Raw genomic sequence first — 18,403 nt, 5'->3', positions numbered from 1 at the left:
CCCTATTTTGAATTTGATTTAATCTGACAAGATTTTCAGGAGTACTAGAAATGGCTGTTACTAAAGAAGACATCCTTGAAGCAGTAGGTTCTTTGACTGTTATGGAATTGAATGACCTCGTTAAGGCATTCGAAGAAAAATTTGGCGTTTCTGCTGCTGCTATGGCAGTTGCTGGCCCAGCTGGCGCTGGCGCTGCTGCTGCTGCTGAAGAACAAACTGAATTCGACGTTATCTTGACTGGCGCTGGCGCACAGAAAGTTGGCGTGATTAAAGTTGTTCGTGAAGTAACTGGCTTGGGCTTGAAAGAAGCTAAAGACTTGGTTGACGGCGCACCGAAACCAGTTAAAGAAGGCGTGTCTAAAGCCGATGCAGATGCAATCGCTAAGAAATTGATCGAAGCCGGCGCTACTGCTGAAGTTAAGTAATTGTTGTTGAAGTAATGTAGTGCAGGCAGACGGAGCAATCCGTCTGCCCTTTTGCGTTTGTGTACTGCGTCCTTGCTTACAAGTTTGCAGTGCCTTATGCATCGTTTGCAGCTTGATCTTGCAGCTGACAAACCAGAGACCGCTCACAACCGAATCTTCGGGCGTTTGCGGTTTGTCAATTGCGCCCAACCCATGGAGAGTTTATGAGTATGAAATACTCGTTCACTGAGAAAAAACGCATTCGCAAGAGTTTTGCGAAGCGGGCGAGTGTCCTCGAGGTGCCATTCCTATTGGCGACTCAGATTGACTCTTATTCCGAATACTTGCAACTTGGCGTATCTGTTGAAGATCGTCGCGAAATTGGTTTGCAAGCTGCGTTTAATTCAATTTTCCCTATCGTTTCCCATAACGAATATGCACGCTTAGAATTTGTGCATTACACCTTGGGCGTGCCAGCATTCGATGTTAAAGAATGTCAGCAGCGCGGTATTACATTTGCCGCTCCGTTGCGTGCGCGTGTTCGTTTGGTCATTATGGACCGCGAGTCATCGAAGCCAACGGTCAAGGAAGTGAAAGAGCAGGATGTTTACTTCGGTGAAATCCCACTCATGACACGCAGTGGTTCGTTTGTTATCAACGGTACCGAACGTGTAATTGTTTCTCAGTTGCATCGCTCTCCTGGCGTGTTCTTTGAGCATGACAAGGGTAAAACACACAGCTCAGGCAAATTATTGTTCTCAGCACGTGTGATCCCTTACCGTGGTTCATGGCTCGATTTCGAGTTTGACCCGAAAGATTTGTTGTTCTTCCGTATTGACCGTCGCCGTAAAATGCCGGTTTCTATCTTGCTTAAAGCATTGGGGTATACGGCTGAACAGATTCTGGCTCAATTCTTTGATACAGATACCTTCTACCTCACTGATGATGGCATTTATTGGGAACTGGTTCCTGATCGTCTGCGCGGTGAAGTGGCGAAGTTTGACATCATCGCTGATGATGGCAAAGTACTCGCACAAAAAGACAAGCGGATTACCGCAAAAACCATTCGTGATATCAACAATGCAGGCATGACGCGTATTCCAGTTCCGCTGGATTACATGTATGGCCGCATGTTGTCGACTGCCGTGATTAGCCCAGAAACAGGCGAGTTGGTGGCGAAAGCGAATGATGAAATTACTGAAGATCTATTGGTTAAACTCGATAGCGCAGAAGTAAGAGAAATTAAAACACTCTACATCAATGATCTCGACCAAGGTGGCTTCATCTCTGCAACCTTGCGTACAGATGAGACATTGGATGAGTGGCAAGCTCGCGTGGCGATTTATCGCATGATGCGTCCTGGTGAGCCACCAACTGAAGATGCAGTTCAGGCTTTGTTCAAAGGCTTGTTCTTCAATGAAGATCGCTACGATCTTTCTGCTGTTGGTCGTATGAAATTTAACAGCCGTGCTTACCCTGATCGCTTGGAAGAAAAAGCACCAGATTGGCAACGTCGTTTCTACGAGCAAGCAGGCAAAAAAGGTATTACTGGCCCAGGTATCTTGTCGACAGAAGACATCGTTGCGGTCATTGGTATCTTGCTTGAGTTGCGTAACAGCCGTGGTGAAGTCGATGATATCGATCACTTGGGTAACCGTCGTGTTCGTTCAGTCGGCGAGTTGGCTGAAAACCAATTCCGCGCTGGCTTGGTTCGTGTTGAGCGCGCTGTAAAAGAACGTTTGTCACAAGCAGAATCAGATAACTTGATGCCACATGACTTGATCAATGCCAAGCCAGTTTCGGCCGCAGTGAAAGAGTTCTTCGGTTCGTCGCAGTTGTCGCAGTTTATGGACCAAACGAATCCATTATCTGAAATTACCCACAAGCGCCGTGTATCGGCACTTGGACCAGGTGGTTTGACGCGAGAGCGCGCAGGCTTTGAAGTTCGTGACGTACATCCAACGCATTACGGCCGTGTTTGTCCGATTGAAACACCGGAAGGTCCAAACATTGGTTTGATCAATTCATTGTCTTGCTACGCACGTACTAATGAATATGGTTTCTTGGAAACGCCATACCGCAAAGTAATCAATGGTCAAGCGACGCTTGAAATTGAATACTTGTCGGCGATCCAAGAAGGTAAATACGTTATTGCTCAGGCGAATGCCGGTTTAGATGACGATAGCAAATTGACCGATGAGTTGGTGACTTGCCGTGAAGCAGGTGAAACCATTGTTGCAACGCCAGATCGCGTGCAATACATGGACGTTGCACCAAGCCAGATCGTTTCTGTTGCAGCTTCATTGATTCCATTCTTGGAACACGATGACGCCAACCGTGCATTGATGGGCGCCAACATGCAACGTCAAGCGGTTCCTTGCTTGCGTGCTGAAGCGCCAATGGTGGGTACAGGTATCGAGCGCACATGTGCGACTGACTCGGGTACTGCCGTAACTGCCTTGCGTGGCGGTGTGGTTGATTTTGTTGATGCAACCCGTATCGTGGTTCGTGTTAACGATAGCGAAACTGTGGCTGGTGAGACCGGTGTAGATATCTACAACTTGGTTAAATTTACCCGCTCGAATCAAAATACCAATACCAATCAACGTCCGATCGTCGTCAAAGGTGATCGTATCGAGAAAGGTGATGTGGTAGCTGACGGCGCTTCAACTGATCTGGGTGAGTTGGCCTTGGGTCAAAATATGACCATCGCCTTCATGCCTTGGAACGGTTACAACTTCGAAGATTCAATTTTGATCTCCGAAAAAGTGATTGCGGATGACCGTTATACTTCGATCCATATCGAAGAGTTGAACGTAATGGCTCGCGATACGAAGTTGGGCCCTGAAGAAATTACCCGCGATATTTCAAACTTGTCTGAGCGTATGCTGGGTCGTTTGGATGAAGCGGGTGTGGTTTACATTGGTGCTGAAGTTGAAGCTGGCGATGTATTGGTTGGTAAAGTAACGCCAAAAGGCGAAACTCAACTGACTCCAGAAGAAAAACTACTGCGTGCAATCTTCGGTGAAAAAGCATCTGACGTTAAAGATACGAGCTTGCGTGTGCCTTCTGGCATGGTAGGTACCGTGATTGACGTGCAAGTGTTTACACGTGAAGGCATCGAACGCGATAAACGCGCTCAAGCCATTATCGACGAGCAGTTGCGTCGCTATCGCCAAGATTTGAATGACCAACTTCGTATTGTTAACGATGACTTGTTCGAGCGTATTGAACGGATGATCGTGGGCAAGGTTGCTAATGGTGGTCCTAAGCGTCTGGCGAAAGGCACAGAAATTACTTCTGAGTACTTGGCAGACCAAGTATCGAAGCATGACTGGTTCGATATTCGCCTTGCGGATGAAGAAGGCGCGCGTCAACTGGAAGCGATGAAAGACTTGATCGCCCAAATGAAGCAAGAGTTCGAACTACGTTTTGAAGATAAAAAACGTAAATTGACCCAAGGTGACGAGTTGCCACCTGGTGTTATTAAGATGGTTAAAGTGTATGTGGCCGTTAAACGTCGCTTACAACCTGGCGATAAAATGGCCGGCCGTCACGGTAACAAGGGTGTAGTTTCTAAGATCTTGCCAGTTGAAGATTTGCCACACATGGCAGATGGTACAACGGTTGATATCGTGTTGAACCCATTGGGCGTTCCATCACGTATGAATATCGGTCAGATTCTTGAAGTGCATTTGGGTTGGGCAGCTAAAGGGATTGGTCAACGAATTGATGCGATGCTACGTGAACAACGTAATGTTGCTGAAGTTCGTGAAACCTTGAACAAGATTTATAAGTCAAAAGGCAAAGCTGAAGATATCAGCGAATTGTCTGACGCTGAAATCATGAATTTGGCGCAAGGCTTGCGTACTGGTATGACTTTTGCAAGTCCAGTATTTGACGGTGCAGATGAGTCTGAAATTCAAGAAATGTTGCAATTAGCGTATCCGGATGAAGATCCACGCACGCAGCAACTTGACTTCAATAGCAGCAAAACTCAGATGCAACTGTTTGATGGACGCACTGGTGAACCATTTGAACGTAAAGTGACTGTGGGTGTGATGCATTACTTGAAACTTCATCACTTGGTGGATGACAAGATGCATGCTCGTTCAACTGGACCGTATTCTCTCGTTACTCAACAGCCATTGGGCGGTAAAGCTCAGTTCGGTGGTCAGCGTTTCGGTGAGATGGAGGTTTGGGCATTGGAAGCTTATGGTGCAGCATATACATTGCAAGAGATGCTGACTGTGAAGTCCGATGACGTGAATGGCCGTACTAAAGTTTACGAAAACATTGTGAAGGGTGATCACCGCATTGATGCTGGCATGCCAGAGTCGTTCAATGTATTGGTTAAGGAAATCCGCTCGCTCGGTATCGATATCGATCTGGAAACCTACTAATCGCTGTGGGGGTATTGGGTTGTGGCCTATATTTTATCTAGGCCATGATTCGATACCCTGATTGTCCTCACTGGAGAATATTGGAATGAAAGGCTTACTCGAACTTTTCAAGCAAGTCGCGCAGGACGAAGAATTTGACGCGATTAAAATTGGCCTAGCATCGCCAGAAAAAATCCGTTCTTGGTCTTTCGGCGAAGTGAAAAAGCCAGAAACCATTAACTACCGTACGTTCAAACCTGAGCGTGATGGTTTGTTTTGTGCTCGTATTTTCGGGCCGATTAAAGATTACGAATGCTTGTGTGGTAAATACAAGCGTTTGAAACACCGTGGTGTGATTTGCGAGAAGTGCGGCGTTGAAGTGACGTTGTCTAAAGTACGTCGTGAGCGTATGGGTCACATTGACCTTGCTTCACCCGTTGCTCATATTTGGTTCTTGAAATCACTACCAAGTCGTTTGGGTATGGTTTTGGATATCGCTTTGCGTGATATCGAACGCGTTTTGTACTTTGAAGCATTCATCGTTGTTGAGCCAGGTATGACGCCGCTAACGCGTGGTCAGTTGCTCACCGAAGAAGATTACTTCGCAAAAGTTGAAGAATACGGCGATGAGTTCGTGGCCTTGATGGGCGCCGAAGCAGTGCGTGAATTGCTCAAGTCAATGGATGTTGACCAAGAGATTAGCAATCTGCGTGCCGAACTCGATAGCACTGGTTCAGAAACAAAAATCAAGAAAATCGCTAAGCGCTTGAAAGTGCTTGAAGCGTTTGATCGCTCGGGCATTAAGCCAGAGTGGATGATTATGGAAGTGTTGCCGGTATTACCTCCGGAACTACGTCCATTAGTTCCATTGGATGGCGGCCGTTTTGCGACTTCTGACTTGAACGATTTATATCGTCGCGTTATCAACCGTAATAACCGTTTGAAGCGCCTGCTTGAATTGCGCGCTCCGGAAATTATCGTACGCAACGAAAAACGCATGTTGCAAGAGGCAGTGGATTCATTGCTCGACAACGGTCGTCGCGGTAAAGCGATGACTGGCGCGAACAAACGTCCATTGAAATCACTTGCCGATATGATTAAAGGTAAGGGCGGTCGTTTCCGTCAGAACTTGTTGGGTAAACGTGTCGATTACTCAGGTCGTTCTGTTATTACCGTTGGTCCTACTTTGCGTTTGCATCAATGTGGCCTGCCAAAATTGATGGCACTCGAATTGTTTAAACCATTCATCTTCCATAAATTGGAAGTGATGGGCTTGGCAACAACGATCAAAGCAGCGAAGAAAATGGTTGAAAGCCAAGAGCCTGTGGTTTGGGATATCTTGGAAGACGTCATTCGTGAACATCCAATTTTATTGAACCGTGCACCAACATTGCATCGCTTGGGTATTCAAGCCTTTGAGCCGATGCTGATTGAAGGTAAAGCGATTCAATTGCACCCACTCGTCTGCGCGGCATTCAATGCTGACTTTGACGGTGACCAAATGGCGGTTCACGTTCCATTGTCGCTAGAAGCGCAAATGGAAGCACGTACATTGATGCTCGCTTCAAACAACGTATTGGCCCCTGCGAATGGCGAGCCAATCATTGTTCCGTCGCAAGATATCGTCTTGGGTCTGTACTACATGACTCGCGAAGCGAAATATGCGAAGGGTGAGCGTCTGAATGATGACGGTCAACGCCTTACAATTTTTGCAAACGTTTCAGAGGCGCTTCGTGCTTACCAAAGCAAAGAAGTAACATTGCAAACGCGCGTAGCGATTCGCTTGAAAGAATGGTTCAAAAACGAATCAGGCGATTGGGAAAGCAAGATGGTACGCCGCGACACAACTGTCGGCCGTGCCATCTTGTCTGAAATCTTGCCTAAAGGTTTGGCGTTCTCTCATATCGACAAATCTTTGAAGAAAAAAGAGATCGGTAAATTGATCAACGCTTCTTTCCGTCGTTGCGGCTTGAAAGAAACGGTTATTTTTGCTGACCAATTGATGTACACCGGTTTTGCATACTCAACACGTGGTGGTATCTCGATTTGTGTTGATGACATGTTGGTGCCTGCTAATAAAGTTCCATTGTTGGCTGCAGCTCAAGCTGAAGTGAAAGAGATCGAGCAGCAGTACAGCTCTGGTCTGGTAACGAACGGCGAACGCTACAACAAGGTAGTCGATATCTGGGGCCGTGCTGGTGACCAAATTGCGAAAGCGATGATGGACCAGTTGGCAAAAGAAACGGTCTACGATGCAAACGGTAAGAAAGACGAACAAGAGTCGTTCAACTCGATTTACATGATGGCTGACTCAGGCGCTCGTGGTTCACCTGCACAGATTCGTCAGTTGGCTGGTATGCGTGGTTTGATGGCGAAACCTGACGGTTCGATTATTGAAACGCCGATTACGACCAACTTCCGTGAAGGTTTGACGGTTCTGCAGTACTTTATTTCAACGCACGGTGCACGTAAAGGTCTGGCGGATACGGCATTGAAGACAGCGAACTCGGGTTACCTGACTCGTCGTCTGGTCGATGTAACGCAAGATTTGGTTGTAACTGAAGATGATTGCGGTACTAAGAACGGCGTAGCAATGAAAGCCGTTATGCAGGGTGGTGATGTTGTTGAAGCCTTGCGTGATCGTATTCTGGGTCGTATTGTCGTTAAAGATGTGGTTGATCCTTCAACGCAAGAAACGATCTTTGAAGTGGGCTACTTGCTTGACGAAGATTCGGTTGATGAGATCGAAGCACGCAATATCGATGAAGTGATTGTTCGTACTCCGTTGTCGTGCGAAACGCGTTATGGTCTATGCGCTAAGTGTTATGGCCGTGACTTGGGTCGTGGTCAGATCGTTAATGCCGGTGAAGCTGTCGGTGTTATTGCGGCACAATCAATTGGTGAGCCTGGTACACAGTTGACGATGCGTACGTTCCACATTGGTGGTGCGGCATCTCGAGCTGCTGCTGCTAGCCAAGTTGAAGCGAAATCGAACGGTCGTATCGCGTTTAGTGCGAATATGCGTTATGTAACTAACGCGAAAAACGAACTTGTGGTTATCGCACGTTCAGCTGAATTACTGATTTTGGATGATGTGGGTCGTGAACGCGAAACACATAAGATTCCTTACGGTGCAACATTGACTGTAAAAGCTGATGACACTGTGAAAGCTGGTGCAGTTCTCGGTACTTGGGATCCACATACTCGACCAATCATCACGGAGTACTCAGGTACTGTTCGTTTTGAAAATGTTGAAGAGGGCATGACGGTAGTTAAACAAGTCGATGAAGTGACTGGTTTGTCTACTTTGGTTGTTATTGCATCAAAAGCTAAAGTTACAGCTTCTAAAGCGGTTCGTCCTTTAGTTAAATTGTTGGACGAAAACGGTTTGGAAATGAAGTTGGCTGGTACTGATACTGCCGTTACGATTTCATTCCAAGTTGGTTCGATCATTACAGTTAAAGATGGTCAAAAAGTGGGTGTGGGTGATGTGCTGGCTCGTATTCCACAAGAATCAGCTAAAACTCGTGATATTACCGGTGGTCTGCCGCGTGTAGCTGAGTTGTTTGAAGCTCGTTCACCGAAAGATGCGGGTATGTTGGCTGAGATCACGGGTACTGCAAGTTTTGGTAAAGATACCAAAGGTAAGCAGCGTCTGGTCTTGACTGATCTAGAAGGTACGCCACACGAATACCTGATTTCTAAAGACAAGCATGTGATGGTGCATGATGGTCAAGTGGTAAGTCAGGGTGAAGTGATTGTTGACGGCCCGATTGATCCGCATGATATTTTGCGCTTGCAAGGTATTGAAGCGTTGGCTCGTTACATCGTTCAGGAAGTGCAAGAGGTTTACCGCTTGCAAGGCGTGAAGATCAATGACAAGCATATCGAAGTGATTGTTCGTCAGATGCTACGCCGTGTAGTAATTTCAGATGCGGGTGATTCTGGATTTATCTTGGGTGAGCAAGTAGAGCGAGCTGAAGTTCTGATTGCGAATGACAAGCTTGCAGAAGAAGGTAAAGAAATCGCGAAGTTTGACAATATTCTTTTAGGTATTACTAAAGCTTCATTGTCGACTGATTCCTTTATCTCTGCGGCATCGTTCCAAGAGACAACACGTGTTCTGACTGAAGCTGCCATTATGGGTAAAGTCGATGATCTTCGTGGTTTGAAAGAAAACGTGATTGTAGGTCGTTTGATTCCTGCAGGTACTGGTCTTGCATATCACAAGAACCGTAAACGTTTATTGGCAAAGAATGAAGTTTTAGCACCGTTTGCTGAAGCTGCCGCTGAAGTTATTGCTGAAATTGGCGATATTTCTGAATAATTTCTCAAATGCAGGCCGACTCCTGTCGGTTTGCATTGACGGGGATTCGTTCTTTTCCTTATAATTCAAAGTCTTTTTCTGCGGAGAGCGATTTTATCGCTCTCCGCAGCGTTTCCATTGAGGAAACCTTAGCCACATCACAGTCGTGATATGGTCTTTTTTTAACGCGGTAGGAAGTGAAAAACAATGCCAACTATCAATCAACTCGTTCGTAAAGGACGTGTTGCGGAAAAACTGAAGAGCAAAGTACCAGCTCTAGAAGCTTGCCCGCAAAAACGTGGTGTATGCACTCGTGTGTATACAACAACTCCAAAAAAACCTAACTCTGCATTGCGTAAAGTATGCAAAGTTCGCTTGACCAACGGTTTCGAAGTGATTTCGTACATCGGCGGTGAAGGCCACAACTTGCAAGAGCATAGCGTTGTATTGCTACGCGGCGGTCGTGTAAAAGATTTGCCAGGTGTTCGCTATCACTGCGTACGTGGCTCTCTTGACTTGGCTGGCGTTAAAAATCGTAAGCAGTCACGCTCTAAATACGGTGCAAAACGCCCTAAAGCGTAATTTGAGCTGTATTGAGTGGCGGCTACACTAGAAGCCGTCAAGTAAGTGGTCATCTTTATAGGTGCCCGCGGGGTGTTCCCCAACTGAATGTCACATTAAGGAAGTATGTTATGCCAAGACGCAGAGAAGTCCCTAAGCGTGATGTGTTGCCAGATCCAAAATTTGGTAGCACAGAACTCGCTAAATTCATGAACGTGGTAATGCTTGATGGCAAGAAAGCCGTCGCTGAGCGTATCGTTTATGGTGCACTTGCACAGATCGAAAAAAAGACTGGCAAAGATGCAATTGAAATTTTTAACACCGCAATTGGCAACGTTAAGCCAATCGTAGAGGTTAAGAGCCGTCGTGTCGGTGGCGCCAACTACCAGGTGCCAGTAGAAGTACGTCCAAGCCGTCGTCTGGCATTGTCGATGCGCTGGGTTCGCGAAGCGGCTCGTAAACGTGGTGAAAAATCTATGGATCTGCGTCTAGCAGGTGAACTTCTTGACGCGGCTGAAGGCCGTGGTGGCGCGATGAAGAAGCGCGACGAAGTGCATCGTATGGCTGATGCGAACAAAGCGTTCGCCCACTTCCGTTTCTAATCGCGTAATCAGGATAAGGAAATCACCGTGGCTCGCAAGACCCCAATTGAGCGATACCGCAATATCGGTATCTCCGCTCACATCGATGCTGGTAAGACAACAACGACTGAACGTGTTCTGTTTTACACTGGCGTAAACCACAAGATTGGTGAAGTTCATGATGGCGCTGCCACTATGGACTGGATGGAGCAAGAGCAGGAACGTGGTATTACTATCACTTCAGCTGCAACGACGACTTACTGGAAAGGTATGAGTCTGCAGTTTCCTGAGCATTTGATTAACATCATTGACACCCCAGGTCACGTTGACTTCACGATTGAAGTTGAGCGTTCTATGCGTGTTCTTGATGGTGCTTGTATGGTTTATTGTGCTGTGGGTGGTGTTCAGCCTCAGTCTGAAACTGTATGGCGTCAAGCAAACAAGTACAAAGTTCCTCGTTTGGCGTTCGTGAATAAGATGGACCGTTCAGGTGCCAACTTCTTCCGTGCTGTTGAGCAAATGAAATTGCGCTTGAAAGCTAATCCAGTTCCAGTAGTAATTCCTATTGGCGCTGAAGACAAGTTTGAAGGTGTTGTTGATCTGCTTAAAATGAAGGCAATTATCTGGGACGAAGCGTCTCAAGGTATGACTTTCACATACGGCGATATTCCTGCTGACTTGGTGTCTGTGGCTCAAGAGTGGCGTGAAAAAATGGTCGAGACAGCAGCTGAGGCTTCTGAAGACCTAATGAACAAATATCTCGAAACTGGCGAATTGTCAGAAGCTGAGATTGTAGCTGCGATCCGTACTCGCACGCTGGCTTGCGAAATTCAGCCTGTGTTGTGTGGTTCTGCCTTTAAGAACAAGGGTGTTCAGCGTATGTTGGACGCGGTTATCGAATTCTTGCCATCGCCAGTTGATATTGATGATGTTAAGGGTATGGATGATCGTGATCAAGAAGCAACTCGTGCTGCTTCTGATGATGCTCCGTTCTCTTCATTGGCATTTAAGTTGATGAATGATCCGTACGTTGGTCAGTTGACCTTCTTCCGTGTTTATTCAGGTACTTTGCAGTCGGGTGATTTTGTTCTGAATTCGAACAAAGACAAAAAAGAGCGTATCGGTCGTCTGGTGCAAATGCACGCAAATGATCGTAAAGAAATTGACGAAGTGCGCGCTGGTGACATCGCGGCTGCAATCGGTTTGAAAGACGTTACGACAGGTGAAACCCTTTGTGACTTGAAAGATGTGATTATTCTTGAGCGCATGGTATTCCCTGAGCCAGTTATTCACGTTGCTGTTGAGCCAAAAACTAAGGCTGACCAAGAGAAAATGGGTCTAGCTTTGGGTCGCTTGTCTAAAGAAGATCCATCATTCCGCGTTAAAACGGATGAAGAAACTGGCCAAACGATTATGTCGGGTATGGGCGAGTTGCACTTGGAGATTCTGGTTGATCGTATGCGCCGTGAATTTGGTGTTGATGCTAACGTTGGTGCGCCACAAGTGGCTTACCGCGAAACCATTACCCAAATCGCTGCGGACGTTCAAGGTAAGCATGCTAAGCAGTCTGGCGGTAAAGGTCAGTATGGTGATTGTACAATCACTATCGAACCAGCTGGTGAAGGCAATGGCTATAGCTTTGTTGATGAAATTAAGGGTGGTGTTATTCCTCGTGAATTCATTCCTTCAGTTGACAAGGGTATTCAAAACACATTGAAGTCTGGTGTGTTGGCAGGCTTCCCAGTTGTTGACGTTAAAGTTCGTTTGACGTTCGGTTCGTACCATGATGTTGACTCGTCGCAAATTGCTTTTGAATTGGCCGGTTCTATGGCATTCAAAGAAGCGATGCGTCGTGCTGGTCCAGTGATCCTTGAGCCAATGATGTATGTAGAGATTGAAACGCCTGAGGATTACATGGGCGATATCATGGGTGATATCTCTTCACGTCGTGGTTTGTTGCAAGGTATGGATGATAATCCTGCTGGTGGCAAGATGGTTAAAGCTGAAGTTCCATTGTCAGAGATGTTTGGTTACTCGACTACTTTGCGTTCAATGTCGCAAGGTCGTGCTACATACTCTATGGAGTTTAAGCATTACTCAATCGCGCCTAAGCATATCGCTGACGCAATCGTTACTAAAAAATAATTTTATTTAAGGAATTTCAAAAAATGGCAAAAGAAAAGTTTACGCGGACAAAGCCTCACGTTAACGTTGGTACGATTGGTCACGTGGATCACGGTAAAACTACTTTGACTGCAGCAATCACTACAATTCTGTCTAAAAAATTCGGCGGTATTGCTAAAGATTACGCTTCTATCGATAGCGCACCAGAAGAAAAAGCACGTGGTATTACTATTAATACTGCTCACGTTGAGTACGAAACTGAAGCGCGTCACTACGCTCACGTTGACTGCCCAGGTCACGCGGACTACGTAAAAAACATGATTACTGGTGCTGCGCAGATGGATGGCGCGGTGTTGGTTGTTTCTGCTGCTGACGGTCCTATGCCACAAACTCGCGAGCACATCTTGTTGTCTCGCCAAGTTGGTGTTCCATACATCATCGTATTCATGAACAAAGCTGACTTGGTTGATGATGCTGAGTTGCTTGAATTGGTAGAAATGGAAATTCGTGATTTGTTGTCTAAATACGATTTCCCTGGTGATGACACTCCTGTTATTACTGGTTCTGCACGTTTGGCGCTTGAGGGTGACCAATCAGAATACGGCGAACCAGCAATCTTCCGCTTGGCGGATGCTTTGGATACTTACATTCCTGAGCCAGAGCGCGCAATCGACGGTACATTCTTGATGCCAGTTGAAGATGTGTTCTCTATCTCTGGTCGCGGTACTGTTGTGACTGGTCGTGTAGAGCGCGGTATTGTTAAAGTTGGTGAAGAGATCGAAATCGTTGGTATCGTACCAACAGTTAAGACGACTTGTACTGGTGTTGAGATGTTCCGTAAATTGCTTGACCAAGGTCAGGCAGGTGACAACATTGGTGCGTTGTTGCGTGGTACAAAACGTGAAGACGTTCAACGTGGTCAAGTTTTGGCTAAACCAGGTTCAATCACGCCACACACTAAATTTACTGCTGAGATCTATGTTTTGTCTAAAGATGAAGGTGGTCGTCATACACCATTCTTTAGCAACTACCGTCCACAGTTCTACTTCCGTACTACTGACGTAACTGGCGCAATTGATTTGCCAGAAGGTACAGAAATGGTAATGCCTGGTGACAACGTATCTATCACCGTAACTTTGATCTGCCCAGTAGCAATGGAGCAAGGTTTGCGTTTCGCGATCCGCGAAGGTGGTCGTACTGTTGGCGCTGGTGTTGTTGCCACTGTTCTTGTTTAAGGAACGTGTAAATGCAAAACCAAAAAATTCGTATCCGTTTGAAAGCATTTGACTATGCTTTGATCGATCGTTCAGCTCAAGAAATCGTAGAAACTGCAAAACGTACTGGTGCTGTTGTTAAAGGTCCAATTCCTTTGCCAACTAAAATCGAACGTTTTGACATCTTGAGCTCACCGCACGTTAACAAAACTGCGCGCGATCAATTTGAAATTCGTACACACTTGCGTATGTTGGATATTGTTGATCCAACAGATAAAACTGTGGATGCTTTGATGAAGCTCGATTTGCCAGCTGGCGTTGATGTAGAAATCAAATTGAACTAATGTGTTGAATTTGATGTGAGTGATTAAAAAACTTGCATCAAACAAAAACATGCGATAGTATCTCGGGCTTGCCATTTATTGTGGTAAGCCCGTTTTATTTTTTAATAGTCATAGCCAGTCAATCGTAACTGGCCCTTGAAAAGGGAATAACTATGAGCTTAGGTCTTGTAGGTCGCAAAGTCGGCATGACCCGCGTATTTGCTGAGGATGGTGCTTCCATTCCAGTGACTGTGTTGGACATGGCTGCTAATCGCGTCACGCAAATCAAAACTCTGGAAGCTGACGGCTACTCTGCCGTTCAGGTAACTTTCGGTACAAAGAAAGCAAGTCGAGTAAATAAGGCTGAGGCTGGTCATTTTGCAAAAGCAGGCGTTGAAGCAGGTTTGGCACTCGTTGAGTTCCGTATCTCTGCTGAAAAAGCTGCTGAGCTAAAAGCTGGTGATGCTTTGTCTGTTGAGTTGTTTAGTGTTGGTCAAATGGTTGATGTTACTGGTACTAGCCAAGGTAAAGGCTGGGCTGGTGTTATCAAGCGTTATCATTTTGCTTCTAATCGTGCAACGCACGGTAACTCACTTTCGCATCGTTCTGCTGGCTCTATCGGTCAAGCACAAGATCCGGGTCGTGTTTTGCCAGGTAAACGCATGGCTGGTCAGCTCGGTAATGTTCAACGTACCGTGCAAAACCTTGAAATCGTGCGTGTTGATGCTGAGCGTCAATTGTTGCTGGTTAAGGGTGGTGTGCCAGGCTCCAAAGGCAATGACGTTATCGTTCGTTCGAGCGTTAAGGCAGGTGCATAATGGAACTTAAAGTTGTTAATACGAAAGGCGAGGCTCAAGTGGCTTTTGCTGCTTCAGAAGACTTGTTTGGTCGTGAGTTTAATGAAGCCTTGGTTCATCAAGTAGTTACTGCGTACTTTGCAAATGCTCGTAGCGCTAATCGCGCGCAATTGGGTCGTGGCAATGTTAAGCACTCTACTAAGAAGCCTTGGCGTCAAAAAGGTACTGGCCGTGCTCGTGCTGGTATGACATCTTCTCCGTTGTGGCGTGGTGGTGGTCGTGCATTCCCGAACAGCCCTGACGAGAATTTCTCGCATAAAGTTAACCGTAAAATGTACCGTGCTGGTATTGCGACTATCGTATCGCAATTGGTTCGTGAAGAGCGTTTGGTTGTGGTTGACTCTTTTGCTCTCGAAGCACCTAAAACTAAAGCTTTTGCTCAAAAATTGGCAGAAATGCAGCTCGATAACGTGCTCATTGTAACCAAAGAATTGGACGAAAACTTGTACTTGGCTTCACGCAATCTTCCTCATGTTTTGGTGTTGGAAGCTGCTCAGGTTGATCCGGTAAGTTTGGTGCGCTTCAAGAAAGTTGTGTTCACGCGTGATGCACTACAGGCTTTTGAGGAGTTGTTTGCATGATCAAAATCGCAGAAAATCGCATGCTTCAAGTGATTTTGGCGCCAGTAGTGTCTGAAAAAAGCACTATGATTGCTGAAAAAACTGAGCAAGTCGTATTTCGTGTAGCTACCGATGCGACTAAAGCAGAAATCAAGGCGGCTGTTGAGCTTCTCTTTAAGGTGAAGGTTGATGCTGTCAACGTAGTTAATGTTAAAGGTAAGTCTAAGCGTTTCGGCCGTACTAATGGTCGTCGTAAGGACTGGAAAAAAGCTTATGTTAGCTTGGTTTCCGGTCAAGAACTTGACCTTGCAGCTGCGCAATAAGGGGACTAATAATGGCATTGGTAAAAGTTAAGCCGACATCGCCCGGTCGCCGCGCAGTCGTTAAGGTAGTAAGTCCTGACCTCCATAAAGGTGCTCCTTACGCTCCTTTGTTGGTTAAGAAGTCTAAAACTGGTGGTCGTAATAATAACGGTCACATCACTACCCGTCATATTGGTGGTGGTCATAAGCAGCATTATCGCCTGGTCGATTTCCGTCGCAATAAAGACGGTATTGTCGCTAAAGTAGAGCGTTTGGAATACGACCCAAACCGTACAGCAAATATTGCTTTGTTGTGTTACACGGATGGTGAGCGTGCTTACATTATTGCCCCTAAAGGCTTGACTGCTGGCATGACTGTAGTTTCTGGTTCTGATGCGCCGATTAAAGTGGGTAATACACTTCCAATCCGCAACATCCCAGTAGGCTCTACAATCCATTGTATCGAAATGCAACCAGGTAAGGGCGCACAAATTGCACGCTCTGCTGGTACTAGTGTTCAATTGTTGGCTCGTGACGGTTCGTATGCCCAGTTGCGTCTTCGCTCTGGCGAAATTCGTAAAGTGCATGTTGATTGCCGCGCAACAATTGGTGAAGTGGGTAATGGTGAGCATAGTCTCCGTTCTTACGGTAAAGCTGGTGCTAAACGCTGGTTGGGTATTCGCCCGACAGTACGTGGTACAGCGATGAATCCGGTGGATCATCCGCACGGTGGTGGTGAAGGTCGTACTGGTGAAGGTCGTGTCCCTGTTAGTCCATGGGGTCAGCCAACTAAGGGCTACCGTACGCGTCGTAATAAGCGTACTAGCAATATGATCGTGCGCCGTCGTCCAGCGAACAAGAGGTAATGTAAATGGCACGTTCTCTTAAAAAGGGTCCATTTGTTGACCTGCACTTGTTGAAAAAGGTTGAGGCTGTTCGCGCAACTAATGACAAGCGTCCAGTTAAAACTTGGTCACGTCGTTCTACAGTATTGCCAGACTTTGTTGGTCTGACTATTGCTGTGCATAACGGTAAGCAGCATATCCCTGTTTACGTTAATGAAAACATGGTTGGCCATAAGTTGGGTGAGTTCGCTCTGACCCGTACTTTTAAAGGTCACGCCGCGGACAAAAAATCCAAGCGATAAGGTGAAGACATGCAAGTATCTGCTGTACTAAGCAACACTCGCCTCTCCGCTCAAAAAGCGCGGCTTGTCGCTGACCTCGTCCGTGGCAAGCCAGTTGAGCAGGCGTTAAATATTCTGGCCTTCAGCCCTAAAAAGGGTGCAGTACTAATTAAGAAGGTTTTGGAGTCGGCTATTGCCAATGCCGAGCACAATGAAGGTGCCGATATCGACACCCTCAAAGTGAAAACGATTTATGTGGACAAAGGACCTTCTTTGAAGCGTTTTACTGCACGAGCTAAAGGCCGTGGCAATAAAATCGAGAAGCAAACTTGCCACATTACGCTGACTGTTGGCGATTAAGGAGCGACTCATGGGTCAGAAAATTCATCCGACGGGTTTTCGTTTACCTGTCACCAAAAATTGGTCCTCGCGCTGGTATGCAAACAGCACTAACTTTGCAAAAATGCTTAACGAAGATATCGAAGTTCGTGCATTTTTGAAGAAAAAGTTAGTTGGTGCTGCTGTTAGCCGTATCGTTATTGAGCGTCCAGCAAAAAATGCAAAAGTTACAATTTATTCGGCTCGTCCGGGTGTTGTAATTGGTAAAAAAGGCGAAGATATTGAACAGTTGAAACTTGCCTTGCAAAAAATCTTAAATGTTCCGGTTCATGTGAATATTGAAGAGGTGCGCAAGCCAGAGATCGATGCTCAAATTATTGCTGATAGTATTACTGCGCAATTAGAAAAACGTGTGATGTTCCGTCGTGCCATGAAGCGTGCAATGCAAAATGCAATGCGTCTTGGTGCTCAAGGTATCAAAATCATGTCATCTGGTCGTTTGAATGGTATCGAAATCGCGCGTACTGAATGGTATCGTGAAGGCCGTGTTCCATTGCATACATTGCGTGCTGATATTGATTATGCAACTTCTGAGGCTAATACTACTTACGGTATTATTGGTGTTAAGGTTTGGGTTTACAAAGGCGACTTGAAGCCTGGTGAGCGCGTAGCTGCAGAAGTAGTAGAACCACAGAAGAAACCACGTAAGGGGCCACGAAATGCTGCAGCCAACTAGACTTAAGTACCGTAAGGTTCAAAAAGGTCGTAACACTGGTATTGCTACACGTGGTAATACTGTTGCGTTCGGTGAGTTCGGTTTGAAAGCAATTAGCCGCGGTCGTTTGACTGCGCGTCAAATTGAATCTGCTCGTCGTGCGATTACTCGTTACATCAAACGTGGTGGTCGTGTTTGGATTCGTGCGTTTCCGGATAAGCCAATCTCTACAAAGCCTGCTGAAGTTCGTATGGGTGGAGGTAAAGGTTCTCCTGATTACTACGTTGCAGAAATTCAACCTGGTAAAGTTTTGTACGAATTGAATGGTGTATCTGAAGAAGTGGCTCGTGAGGCGTTCCGTTTGGCGTCTGCTAAGTTGCCATTCGCGGTGACCATGGTTTCTCGTCAAGTGGGGCAATGATGAAAGCAACTGAACTACAACAAAAAACCGTTGAAGAGCTGAAAGGCGAATTGACGTCGTTGTTGAAAGCCCAGTTTAGTCTTCGCATGCAGCATGCGACAGGCCAATTGGCTAACACCAGCGAGATCAAGCGTGTGCGCAGAGATGTTGCACGTGTTCTTACTGTTCTGAATCAGAAGGCTGCTTAA

Annotated in this window: 17 protein-coding genes; all 17 read left to right on the top strand. The window is 46.2% G+C overall.

What is annotated here, in order from left to right:
* The first annotated feature begins 50 nt into the window (after positions 1–50).
* The 17 genes from rplL to rpmC all read left to right on the top strand — a co-directional run bounded on the left by rplL (position 51) and on the right by rpmC (position 18,403).
* Entirely contained in the window at positions 51–425 is a 375-nt protein-coding gene (gene rplL, locus K4H28_RS12465) for a 50S ribosomal protein L7/L12 (RefSeq protein ID WP_221005485.1), read from the top strand.
* 209 nt (positions 426–634) lie between these two features.
* Entirely contained in the window at positions 635–4,807 is a 4,173-nt protein-coding gene (gene rpoB, locus K4H28_RS12460) for a DNA-directed RNA polymerase subunit beta (RefSeq protein WP_221008047.1), read from the top strand.
* A gap of 85 nt (positions 4,808–4,892) precedes the next feature.
* Entirely contained in the window at positions 4,893–9,113 is a 4,221-nt protein-coding gene (gene rpoC, locus K4H28_RS12455; RefSeq protein WP_221005484.1) for a DNA-directed RNA polymerase subunit beta', read from the top strand.
* Between the two features lie 186 nt (positions 9,114–9,299).
* Positions 9,300–9,674 carry a 30S ribosomal protein S12 gene (gene rpsL / locus K4H28_RS12450; RefSeq protein WP_173532454.1) on the top strand — a complete coding sequence of 125 codons (375 nt, stop codon included), beginning with the start codon at positions 9,300–9,302 and terminating at the stop codon, positions 9,672–9,674.
* 110 nt (positions 9,675–9,784) lie between these two features.
* Positions 9,785–10,255: a 30S ribosomal protein S7 gene (gene rpsG / locus K4H28_RS12445; protein WP_203571164.1), complete on the top strand. Its 471-nt coding sequence runs from the start codon at positions 9,785–9,787 to the stop codon at positions 10,253–10,255.
* A gap of 27 nt (positions 10,256–10,282) precedes the next feature.
* Entirely contained in the window at positions 10,283–12,379 is a 2,097-nt protein-coding gene (fusA, locus tag K4H28_RS12440) for an elongation factor G (protein WP_221005483.1), read from the top strand.
* A gap of 23 nt (positions 12,380–12,402) precedes the next feature.
* Positions 12,403–13,593 (top strand): elongation factor Tu, encoded by a 1,191-nt coding sequence (gene tuf / locus K4H28_RS12435; protein WP_221005482.1) that lies wholly within the window; start codon positions 12,403–12,405, stop codon positions 13,591–13,593.
* A gap of 11 nt (positions 13,594–13,604) precedes the next feature.
* On the top strand, positions 13,605–13,916 hold the full coding sequence (gene rpsJ / locus K4H28_RS12430; protein WP_221005481.1) for a 30S ribosomal protein S10: 312 nt from the start codon (positions 13,605–13,607) through the stop codon (positions 13,914–13,916).
* 152 nt (positions 13,917–14,068) lie between these two features.
* Positions 14,069–14,713: a 50S ribosomal protein L3 gene (gene rplC / locus K4H28_RS12425; RefSeq protein WP_221005480.1), complete on the top strand. Its 645-nt coding sequence runs from the start codon at positions 14,069–14,071 to the stop codon at positions 14,711–14,713.
* Positions 14,713–15,333 carry a 50S ribosomal protein L4 gene (gene rplD, locus K4H28_RS12420; protein WP_221005479.1) on the top strand — a complete coding sequence of 207 codons (621 nt, stop codon included), beginning with the start codon at positions 14,713–14,715 and terminating at the stop codon, positions 15,331–15,333. Before rplC ends, rplD begins: the two co-directional genes overlap by 1 nt.
* Positions 15,333–15,635: a 50S ribosomal protein L23 gene (gene rplW / locus K4H28_RS12415; RefSeq protein WP_221008046.1), complete on the top strand. Its 303-nt coding sequence runs from the start codon at positions 15,333–15,335 to the stop codon at positions 15,633–15,635. Before rplD ends, rplW begins: the two co-directional genes overlap by 1 nt.
* Before the next feature lie 11 nt (positions 15,636–15,646).
* The gene (rplB, locus tag K4H28_RS12410) at positions 15,647–16,480 is read left to right on the top strand and encodes a 50S ribosomal protein L2 (RefSeq protein ID WP_221005478.1); all 834 of its coding nucleotides are present in this window, start codon (positions 15,647–15,649) and stop codon (positions 16,478–16,480) included.
* 5 nt (positions 16,481–16,485) lie between these two features.
* On the top strand, positions 16,486–16,761 hold the full coding sequence (rpsS, locus tag K4H28_RS12405; protein WP_027469928.1) for a 30S ribosomal protein S19: 276 nt from the start codon (positions 16,486–16,488) through the stop codon (positions 16,759–16,761).
* 9 nt (positions 16,762–16,770) lie between these two features.
* On the top strand, positions 16,771–17,100 hold the full coding sequence (rplV, locus tag K4H28_RS12400) for a 50S ribosomal protein L22 (RefSeq protein WP_027469929.1): 330 nt from the start codon (positions 16,771–16,773) through the stop codon (positions 17,098–17,100).
* A 10-nt stretch (positions 17,101–17,110) separates the two neighbouring features.
* A complete protein-coding gene (gene rpsC, locus K4H28_RS12395; RefSeq protein ID WP_221005477.1) occupies positions 17,111–17,815 on the top strand; it encodes a 30S ribosomal protein S3 in 705 nt (234 codons plus the stop codon).
* Positions 17,799–18,215, top strand: coding sequence for a 50S ribosomal protein L16 (gene rplP / locus K4H28_RS12390; protein WP_221005476.1), 417 nt, complete (start codon positions 17,799–17,801; stop codon positions 18,213–18,215). Before rpsC ends, rplP begins: the two co-directional genes overlap by 17 nt.
* A complete protein-coding gene (gene rpmC, locus K4H28_RS12385; protein WP_221008045.1) occupies positions 18,215–18,403 on the top strand; it encodes a 50S ribosomal protein L29 in 189 nt (62 codons plus the stop codon). The genes rplP and rpmC overlap by 1 nt, the downstream gene beginning before the upstream one ends.

The organism is Deefgea tanakiae, from assembly GCF_019665765.1.
Classification (GTDB): Bacteria; Pseudomonadota; Gammaproteobacteria; order Burkholderiales; family Chitinibacteraceae; genus Deefgea; species Deefgea tanakiae.
Note: the sequence above shows the minus strand (reverse complement) of the source record. Positions and strands in the feature narration are given on the sequence as shown.